The sequence below is a fragment of the Streptomyces sp. NPDC111507 genome, assembly GCF_055638955.1.
In genome coordinates this window covers 43,546-53,192 of the sequence record NZ_JBVKBU010000032.1, presented here as the reverse complement: position 1 = coordinate 53,192, position 9,647 = coordinate 43,546, and the positions used below count along the sequence as shown (strand labels likewise).

Sequence of the window (9,647 nt, the reverse complement as noted above, 5' to 3'; positions counted from 1 at the left end):
CCCTGACGGCGATTGCTCTTTCCTTGCCCTGCTCCGCAGGGGTCCGATTCCTCCCCGGCCTGAAGGCCGGCGCATCCTCGGAGGTATCAGGTGAACTCCGCATTGCTACACCACTTCGCGGGACGCGATCTCTGGCACCGCGGCCCCTGCCACGAAGTCACCCCCCCCACGCAGATATTGACCGTTCATTCGCAGTGCATCGGGCTTCAGAGTTCCGCCGCTGCCTCCCGCAGGTACGTCTCCAGCCGCCTGATCGATGCGGTCACGCCTCTCGTATCGAGCCGGCAGGTGTAGAGACGACGGACGACTGTGGGCTGCCTCATGGGCAGAACCACGACGCTCGGCGGAGCGTCCAACAGCAACAATCGCGGCAGCAGCGCGACGCCGAGACCCGCGGCGACGAGATTGAGTGCAGTGCGGAAGTCCATGCCGTCGAAGTCCAGACGATGTCCGCTTCCCCGGTCGCGGTCGACGGGTGACGCTGCCAAGTCGCGCACGTCGACCGCGGTGTTGATCCATGCGTCCGACGGCAGGTCGGCCGGGGTGACACTGTCAGCTCCGGCCAGGGGATGACCGACGGGAAGGACGACCATGATCGGCTCGTCCATGAGGTGCTCTTGCATGAGTCCGGCGGGTACTGGCCCGGGAGCGTGTTCGTAATCGAAGGTGATGGCCAGGTCGATCTCTCCCTGGAACAGCAGCGCATGCGTTTCGCGCTGCTCAAGTTCACGGAGTGTGATGTGAACCGCCGGATGGGTCGCACGCAGGCGGGCGAGCGCGGGAGGGACGATGGAGGCTGCTGCCGAGATGAACGCGCCGAGCCGCACCTCGCCGCCGGTTCCGTCCGCGAGCGCCGCGAGCTCGGTGGCAGCGCGACTCATCGACACGCTGATCGCGGCCTCGGTGTCGAGAAGGACCTGCCCGGCCTCGGTCGCACGGACGGGCCGCCGGACCACGACTCGTGCACCGACCCGTCGTTCCAGTTCCGCAATCTGCTGCGAGACCGCGGACTGGGTGTAGCCCAGCTCCTCTGCGGCAGCGGCGAACGAGCCGAGCCGCACGACAGCCGCAAGAGTCACCAGATGCCGAGGATCGAACAACCAAGACATGAGGTTAAGGATATCTTATCGACCAAGAAGAAATCATTGCTCGTGCTAATCCAGAGGGGTGACCGACGCTAGGCGCATGGACATCACGCAATTCGACACCGCGATCAACAAACTCCCCCGATGCCGGGTCGGGTTCTACCCCACTCCGTTCCACGCCTTGTCCAACCTGTCGGCGGAGTACGGGATCAACCTCTTCATGAAGCGCGAGGACCTGGCAGGGCCCAGTGCGATCAGCGGGAGCAAGATGCGCCTGGCCGAGTTCATCCTGGGGCGGGCTCTCGAGAACGGAGTGACACACGTCATCACCCAGGGCGCATACCTGACCAACTCGGGTCTGCAGTTCGCCGCCGCCTGCCTGAGCGTAGGAATCACGCCGATCCTGGTTCTGACACGGAACGTGCCCCGGCATGGTGAGCTCGACGAGTTCCGCGGCAACTATCTGCTCAACAAGACGATGGGTGTCGAAACCCACGTCATCAACGTCAGCGGCAACGAATGGCATTCTGCGGACGAGGCCGCGCGGATCACCGACGCCATCGCGGTGCGCAAGGCCGAACTTGAAGCACAGGGGCACGAGGTCCTCGTTGTCGGGACCGGTGGTGCGCACCCCGACGGCTACATCGCGCACGCCCTGACGTTCCGGGAGATGCTTGAACAGTCCGATGCCGCAGGGGTCGAGCTCGACTACGTTTACCACACGATCGGCACCGGGACGGCGCTGCCCGGGATGCTGGCAGCCAAGCTGAGTCTGGGACACCCGGTGAAGCTCCGGTCGATCTCCATCCAGAGGGTCAACGACGGAGACCGGATGAACCCTGGTGTGATTGTCGAACGGACCAAGGCGGTGCTGGCCACCTTGGGCGCGCCCGTACCCGACGACGCGGCGATCCGCGCCGAGATCGACATCGACCAGCGTTTCATCGGTGAGGACTACGCTGTCGCGTCCGCCGAGAGCACGGCAGCCATCCGCGAGCTGGCCCGAGCAGAGGGCGTCTTCGTCGGCCCTGTCTACACCGGCAAGGGACTTGCGGGATTGCTCGACCACGCCCGCAGCGGGCGGATCCCCCTCGGCAGCAACGTCGCGTTCCTGCACACCGGAGACACCGGCAACCTGTTCGAGATTCCCCAAGTTGTCGGCCACATCGCCGACTGAGCCCGCAGCCTAGGTACGTGGTCCGCGCTCACAAGTCGTCCCGTGCCCGGCTCCGAGCGCGAAGTGCGCAAGTGACTGCGCAGGGAGGTGCGCGAGCAGCAGCAGACGATCGGGATCCTGAAAAAGCGGCGGCCTTCTTCGTGAAGGAGAACGACCGGTGAGCGAGCTGTACCGGTTGATCCACGCGGAGAAGGCGACCGTGGCGCGCTGGGCGAACTCGCCGCCGACGCGAGTACCTGTGTTTCGAGGTCCTCGGCGCTCAGCCGGCTGGAGTGCTACGCCGGGGGTGTGCGAGGCGTCGCCGCCGCGCACGCCGAGGCGATCGCCGTCGGATTCGGGAAGCGCGGCCAGGTCGCTCTGGTGGGCACTGAGCGGCCCCGCTGACGTCGTCGGCGTCGGGCCGGGTGCCGATCTCGTCAGCGGGGTGTCAGCATGACGGCGGTGTTGGCTTATTCCAGGACGCTCAGGGGCGCACGCGAATGACGGTCTTGCCCTTGCGCCGCTCGGTCGGGTTGAGCGCGGGGATGGCGTCGTCGAGGGTCGCGACTGTTCCGATGTGTGTGCGAAGGCGCCCGTCTCGTACCCGGTCGACGATCTCCACCAGCTGACTCGGAACGGATTCGACGACGAAGTCGACCGCCAAGCCGTCGACAGGGCGAGCCTCAACAGGTCCGACCACCGACACCAGCGTCCCGCCAGTGCGGATGATGCTCGCCGAGCGCTTTTGGATGTCACCGCCGATGACATCGAAGACCAGGTCGACCCCGCCGATGTCGTCGAGATCCTCGCGGCCGAGGTCGAGGAACTCGTTCGCACCGAAGTCGAGCGCCGCCTGGCGGTCCGCCGCCCGGCCGGTACCGATGACGTAGGCGCCGAACTCCCGGGCGAGCTGCGTCACCACAGATCCGACCGCGCCGGCGGCGCCGTGTGCGAGGACGCTCTGCCCCGCCTGAAGACGACCGTGCTGGAACAGGCCCTGCCACGCGGTCAGGCCGGAGATCGGCAGACTTGCACCCACCGTGAAGTCGACGTTCCCCGGCAGCGGCGCAAGGTTGCGTGCCTCCACGGCCGCGTACTCGGCCAGCGTTCCATCGCGGTGCCAGTCCGTGATCCCGAACACCCGCTGTCCCAGCGAGAGTCCCGTCGTGCCGTAACCGAGGGAGGAGACCACTCCGGCGAACTCGTGGCCGATGATCGCCTGGGCGCGATCGTGACCGGAGCGATCGACCCACGTCGAGGGCCACTCCCACTCCGCGGGGACGAAGCCCGACGCGTGGACTTCAACGACGACGTCGTTGATGGCCGGCGTCGGCTCAGGCCGCTCCGCGAGTGTGATCCCGGCTGCTTCCGCGGCCTGATCCATCGCGACGATTGCTTTCATGGGTGTCTCCCTATGTTTCGTGCTCGCCGGCTCTGTGCGTCCAGCGTCGGCCACCCCTCCGAATTAACACAAGCAATGATTTCTTCTTGGCCGATAAGTTATCCTTAACTCCATTTCCTGGTTGTTCGATCCGCGGCATCTGGTGACCCTTGCAGCTGTCGTGCGGCTGGGCTCGGCCCGCCTCTGACGAATTTCGTTCTCGCCAATTCATCGTCCACCCAGGCAACCGCGTCGCACATCGTCCGCAGGCCATGGACCATCGGCTGGCCAACGGCATTGACAAGGTCCCCCATTACCTCGCGTGCTCACGGCTTGAATACAGGTCACTGCTTACCGGTCAGGTCTGACGTGTACCGCGGCACACGGTACGGGCCTCCCCAGGACAGTGGGGCGGCCCGTGGCTGTGGAGACTCCTCGCGTGGGAGCAGGGTCGGTGATCACCGAGGTCGGCTTGTGGGGCCGCCGATCGCGGTGAGGGTGACGACGATGGCGATCAGGTACCCGGTAGCGGCGAGGATCATGGGCAGCCGCAGGTGCGGCAGGTCCGCGCCTGCCGCACCCGGCCGCTGCAACGCGGTGCTGCCGAGCAGGGCGATGCCGAGTGCTCCCCCCGGCCTGGCGCGTGGCGTTGAGGGCGGCGGCGCCGAGTCCGGTCTGCCGCGCCCGGAGCCCGGCCGGCGCGACCCCGGTCATCGCGGGCATGCACAGGCCGACGCAGCCCGTGATCGCGCCGAAGACCGCCGGCGCCACCGTCCCCGAGCGGTCGCCCCCGGCGGCCAGCATGTGCCGAGCAGCCCGCCGGTGTCAGATCTACGCCACGGATCGCTTGAGCTGGGGTTCTGCGAGTGCGATCGACGACTCGGCCTGGTGTCACGAAGGGGCAGCGCGTGACATCTCTGCTGGACGGCTGCGTGACACTTCCTATAGGAAATCTATGCGCGTAGCGGATTCCGTCCCTGGCTGCCCCACTGTTCGGCGCAGCGGAGTTTGAGCGTTCTCGGCACAGGCCGTGGCCTACGCCGTTCTGGAACCCATGAAGGACGCCGACACGCTTGCGATGCACTCCGGGGAAATCGCGGACGTAGACGAGGCTCAAGAGATCGGGCGGAGGCCTGCCATGACCCGGTACTGGCTGCGTGACGTAGAGGGGGGTACGACATCCCAGACGACCCGAGCCGCCCAGGCATCTGACAAGGCGACCGCGTGCGCACCTGGTTCCACTGGCCTGGCTGCGCTCCCCGAGTCGCTCTTGTACGCCGGTCCCTGACGCGCAAAGGACTTCGAGGCAGGTCGAGACCGTACCCGGGCAAGCCGACTGCCAGATCACCGTACGCGGCACTGCCCGCATCCAGGGCCGCTGACCGTGGACGATCTTGTCCCTGCAACTGCCGTTGCCCTGCCCGCTGAGCCCACGCTTTTGGCCGAAGGCGGCAAGCGGGAGGTCCCGCGGACCCGCTTGACCGTGCCGGCCCCACCACTCCCGGCCGCGGCGCTCTTCGGCGTTGCCCGCATGTCCGGGACTGGCAGGATGGAGCAGTTCACACGGCTCGGGGGAGAGCCGCGCAGCCACCGGGGGCATCGTGGGGATGGAACGTGAGGTGTCGCAAGAACTGTGCCGGCACTGTGGTGAGCCGATCACCTTCGTCAACGACCGGTGGGGCCACGGCCGTTACGGGTTCGGGGGATGGGGAACGGTTGGTTGCAGCGCCTACAGCTACACCGCGCACGGTGACTGGGACCGGCGCCTGACCAAGTCGGAGAAGGCGGCGCCGCGTACGCGCGGGCAGCGCATGGGGCGTGAGGAGTTCCCCGCCTGGCCGGGGCTGCAGCAGCAGCGGCGCGAGGCCGAGCGCAAGGAGCGGGAGGCGGCTGCGCTGGCGGCGACGCGCTTCGCACCGGCCCTGGCCCGGGCCGTGAAAGCCGCCGAAGAGATCATCGCGGATCCGGGCGGCACCACGTTCCGGACCCTGGAGCGGCGCCGTCAGGCGGTGTGCGTGGCGATGGAACGGCAGGCCTGCCGCACCGTCGCCGCCCGCCTCAAGTCCGGCGGCACAAGCGGGTATTCCAGTGCTGAGGATGAACTCAAGCGGCTCCTTCAACTCACTCAAGAGCTGTTTCAAGCATTGCGTGCCGCGGAGGAGCTCCTTCCTCCCGCAGAGGCAGTCAAGGCCGCCACGAGCCGCTACGCCGCGCGCATCGATCAGATCGCGACGGAGCGCTACGGCCGCCTTCCCGCCAACGGTGATGGCGCCTCTGAGGAGCGCCGTGAGTTGGACGCGGCACGGCGGCGCGTCCAGCGGCCGTAGCGGGGGTTCCTTCGGAGCGGCGAGGTGAGGGCGCGAAGCAGTCATTGCGCGGGCCAGGTTTTGGACACCCTGTGCGTGATCGTTACTGAGGCGTGGGCCGCCTTCACTGCCTGCGTCGCGGGGATGCGGGCCGCTTGCCGGTGACGAAGATCGCGGCGGTCGAGACCATCCCGGCTCCGGCGAATGATGCTCCCGCGACGGGCTCTCCCACGTCCGCGTAATGCCAGGCGACGACGACCATCGCGATCACCGTCCCGAAGCCGAGGAGCACGCTGACCACCTGGCGTGCCATCTCGATCCTGGCGATGCGGTGCCGGTGCAGTTGCTCGTTGTTCACGAGCTGGATGATGCCTTTGGCGGTCTCGGGCGCCGCCTGCTCCCACTGGGCGGCCCGTTCCCAGGGGGCCATGGATTCGTAGACACTGAGCCTGGAGGCGGCGGTCTCGTCCGTTGTCACTGCTGTGCCCCCCTGGCCGGTGTCGCGGGCGGTGGCCCCATGCGCAGCAGCACCTTGTCCAGGTCCCGCTCCACCGCTTCCCAGTCCGTTTCCACTGTCTGCTGAGGGCCGGGGCCGTCGTCCTGCAACGGCTCCCGGCCGAGGACATGGCCGAGCCAGCGTCTGAACGAGGCGGCCGGCCGCAGTTTTTCCGGATCGGCAGGCAACGTTGGTGGAACGGCTTCGGGTGGAGGATCACGGTCCGGGAGTCGACGGAGCACGTCCTCCAGGGCGCTCGCGCGGCCGTGTTCGTCGGCGATGGCGCCTGCGGCCAGGACGGCGTCGTGCAGCACCGAAGGGCGGTATGGCTCAGGGGCTTTGTCGTGGAGCTGGAGCAGCATGCTGAAGCGGCTCGCGGGATCGTGGACGGTGCTTGCGGCGGCGGCGATGTCGTCGTACAGGTTGCCTCTTGGGACCGTCGGCGCGACGGGCCTGGGCCGGTATTGCCCCGGCTGATAGGTCTTTTGAGCGCGAGCGGGAAGGGTGCCACCTCCGCCTGCCGTGGCCTGGACAGCGACGTGCAGCCAGTCGCCGTCCCTGACCCCCTGTTCGCCCAGCGACAGTTCAGGATCGAGCCGTCTTGCCTTGCCCTGGGGCCCGACATGGTCCACGACAGCCGGCCTGTCGGAGGGGACGTAGTGGGTGGTCGCGGCGTCCGCGACGTGCCCGACCGTCACATCGGCCGAAATGTCGGTGATCTGGAAGACCAGGCCATCCGGTCCCCTGACGTGCAGGGTGTGCAGCAGATGTCCGGATGCTTCGGACGGGCCGTCGAGCACGGCGGGAGAGCCGTCGGCGGAATCGGGGACGTCGCTTGGTCCGGATGCCCACTCCGGGGGAGTACGGCGGGCACCCGGGGATTCGGCGGAGGACTGATGAGCGGATGACGGACGCGTCCGCTGTGCCTCGTGCGCTGCCGAGCGGGACTGCTGCTCGCTGCTGGACGTCGTGGCCATGGAGTCCACGAGAGCCAGCGACCGTGCCTGCGGCCCCTTTTGGCCCTGCGAGATCTCGAACTCAACCCGCTGGCCTTCTTCCAGGGCGGGGGAGCCCCCCTCAACCGCGCTGTAGTGCACGAAGACGTCGGGGCCGTCATCGACGGCGATGAAGCCGTAGCCCTTGTCGGCGTTGAACCACTTGACCGTGCCGGTCGCCATCCGGGCGCCCCCTCCCCAGCTCGGATCTGTGCCGTGCATTCCCGCAAAGGCGCCGCCGCAACCGCACCGTAATCGGCGGACTGGAGGGCCGGGTTGCCGGCGCGAACGGCCTCTCGCCGATGGGGGGCGGTGCGATGCGGAGCGTCCGGGCGGGAGACCTGGATCGGTCTACCGTGGCCGGCCCGACGGGACTGCCGCTGGGGCGGGAAGCCGCATCAGCATGTTTGCAATCGCATGGAATTGTTAGACTCGTAAGGTGCCTGTATGGCAACAGAGTTACTCACGCCCGGATTGCTGACGCGAATGATATCCTATCGAATTTTGGTCGATCGATTCCTGGGGCAGCCCATCCAGGCCCATGTCTGCACGGCGAGAGACGTGCTGCATGCAGCTCGGTGAGCTGCTGGGTGAGGGTGTCGTAGTGGGCGTTGCGGGCGGTGACCAGCCGTTCGAGGGCGGCCGGGTTGGGGAAGACCTGCACACCCTGGCACTTGCCCAGCAGGCCCTGCTCAAAGACGGAGACCTGCGCGCCATCGAAGAAGAGATCACTCAGTGCCGCGAGGCCTGCGCCGCGCACACCGCAGTCCTGGAGAACCCGGCACGGCCTGGCTGCGGGTGTGGGCGGCACTGGCGGCGGCAGCCGCCTCGGCATGCTGGTCATCTGCGGCGGACCTTGCAGCCGTGGCGGCGCCGAGGTCTGCGGAAGGCTGCGCGGCAGCCTGCTGCAGCACCCAGCGCCTGCACCCGCTCGAGCAGGCTCACCTCACCGCTCGCCACCTGGCCGAACTCGTCACTGGCAACTCACCCAGCGCCCGCGTGCGCATGCAGCTGGAGGCCTACGTCCTGGCCGCCCGCCTCGAAGAAGTCGTCACCGCCGCCAACGCCCGCCTGCACATCATGTCCGAAGGCCGCTACACCCTCTCCCACTCCGACCACCAAGCCTCCCACGGCGCCCGCTCCGGCCTCGGCCTGGAGATCACTGACTCCTGGACCGGCCGCCCCCGCAAGACCGACACCCTCTCCGGCGGCGAGTCCTTCTTCGCCTCCCTGTCCCTCGCCCTCGGGCTGGCCGACGTCGTCACCCACGAAGCCGGCGGCAACCCCCTGGACACCCTCTTCATCGACGAAGGCTTCGGCACCCTCGACGAAGACACCCTCCACAAGGTCCTCGACGTCCTGGACTCCCTGCGTGCCCACAACCGCACCGTCGGCGTCATCAGCCACGTCCCCGAGCTCAAGCGCCGCATCACCCACCGCCTCCACGTCCGTAAGAGTCCTGTCGGGTCCAGCCTCACCCACCTCACCGAGGCCTCCGACTGACCTGCCCATCCGAACCACACCACCTGCTGCCCCGGGTGCCTCTACGGGGAGATCCGCTGCGGCAAGGACGAGGACCCGTGGGACGAATCCCCGGCCCGCCGCAGCGGTACCGGAGACGCCCGCTCCGGCCGCTGGCCTCGCGGCGATGGACGGTGAGCGATGCTGCGGGGGCCCGGCGTACCGACGGCGCAGCCGCAGCCTGCGCCGTTCCTGTCTGACGTCCGCCTGAATGGCCGTGGAGGAGTGCGCTGTTGGACGCTGGGGCCGCCCGTCGATCGCGTCCAGGCGGACGAGCGCGGTCACATACGACCGCGAGCCCCTCGAACGGGTGTATGTGTAGGGGGGTGTGCAGGTCACTGCCGGAGAACCGTTCATGTGAGTGCACCGAAGTGCGTTCGGCTCGGGCATGCTGCGCTGTGAAGCGGCGGGCACGGTGACACGTCACCGATGCCGGCGCTATCGGGAGAACAGGTATGAATTGACGTACACGTAGAGGCAGTTGGCGCAGGCTGTCCGTCAGCTCGGCCTGCTGCGGAGGAGGGGGGGAATCAGCGGCGCCCGGGCGTGCCTGGCAGCCAGTTCAGTGGCGACCTGCAGGCAGGGCTGACGGACGTCCGGGGCACCCACCCGAGGGCAGGTGCGGCGGCGCACGGCGGCAGGTTTGCCGGCTTCGCCGCAGGCCCTGTCGGCTGCGGGAGCACGGCTGCAAGAAGTCCGCGTCTTTG

Annotated in this window: 7 protein-coding genes and 1 pseudogene; 3 read left to right on the top strand and 5 right to left on the bottom strand. The window is 68.0% G+C overall.

Annotated features, from left to right (window positions below; genetic code table 11):
• Window positions 1–206: 206 nt before the first annotated feature.
• Window positions 207–1,109, bottom strand: a complete 903-nt coding sequence (locus ACZ7M2_RS50905) for a LysR family transcriptional regulator (protein ID WP_471601119.1) — start codon at window positions 1,107–1,109, stop codon at window positions 207–209.
• A 76-nt stretch (window positions 1,110–1,185) separates the two neighbouring features.
• Here ACZ7M2_RS50905 and ACZ7M2_RS50900 point away from each other — a divergent pair, with 76 nt between their 5' ends.
• The gene (locus ACZ7M2_RS50900; protein WP_471601118.1) at window positions 1,186–2,262 is read left to right on the top strand and encodes a 1-aminocyclopropane-1-carboxylate deaminase/D-cysteine desulfhydrase; all 1,077 of its coding nucleotides are present in this window, start codon (window positions 1,186–1,188) and stop codon (window positions 2,260–2,262) included.
• 463 nt (window positions 2,263–2,725) lie between these two features.
• On the opposite strand, the gene ACZ7M2_RS50895 is transcribed toward ACZ7M2_RS50900, so the two are convergent.
• Window positions 2,726–3,643, bottom strand: a complete 918-nt coding sequence (locus tag ACZ7M2_RS50895) for an NADP-dependent oxidoreductase (protein ID WP_471601117.1) — start codon at window positions 3,641–3,643, stop codon at window positions 2,726–2,728.
• 1,598 nt (window positions 3,644–5,241) lie between these two features.
• Between ACZ7M2_RS50895 and ACZ7M2_RS50890 the strand changes: the two genes are divergently transcribed.
• On the top strand, window positions 5,242–5,949 hold the full coding sequence (locus ACZ7M2_RS50890; protein WP_471601116.1) for a hypothetical protein: 708 nt from the start codon (window positions 5,242–5,244) through the stop codon (window positions 5,947–5,949).
• 103 nt (window positions 5,950–6,052) lie between these two features.
• Here the strand turns inward: ACZ7M2_RS50890 and ACZ7M2_RS50885 are convergent, their stop codons facing one another.
• The 3 genes and pseudogenes from ACZ7M2_RS50885 to ACZ7M2_RS50875 form a co-directional block, all read right to left on the bottom strand.
• Window positions 6,053–6,406, bottom strand: coding sequence for a hypothetical protein (locus tag ACZ7M2_RS50885; protein WP_471601115.1), 354 nt, complete (start codon window positions 6,404–6,406; stop codon window positions 6,053–6,055).
• Window positions 6,407–7,410: 1,004 nt separating this feature from the next.
• Window positions 7,411–7,602 (bottom strand): annotated as a pseudogene (locus tag ACZ7M2_RS50880) (cold-shock protein); the annotation flags it as partial.
• Window positions 7,603–7,882: 280 nt separating this feature from the next.
• Entirely contained in the window at window positions 7,883–8,263 is a 381-nt protein-coding gene (locus ACZ7M2_RS50875; protein WP_471601114.1) for a hypothetical protein, read from the bottom strand.
• A gap of 161 nt (window positions 8,264–8,424) precedes the next feature.
• Here ACZ7M2_RS50875 and ACZ7M2_RS50870 point away from each other — a divergent pair, with 161 nt between their 5' ends.
• The gene (locus tag ACZ7M2_RS50870) at window positions 8,425–8,922 is read left to right on the top strand and encodes an SbcC/MukB-like Walker B domain-containing protein (protein WP_471601124.1); all 498 of its coding nucleotides are present in this window, start codon (window positions 8,425–8,427) and stop codon (window positions 8,920–8,922) included.
• The last annotated feature ends 725 nt before the right edge of the window (window positions 8,923–9,647 follow it).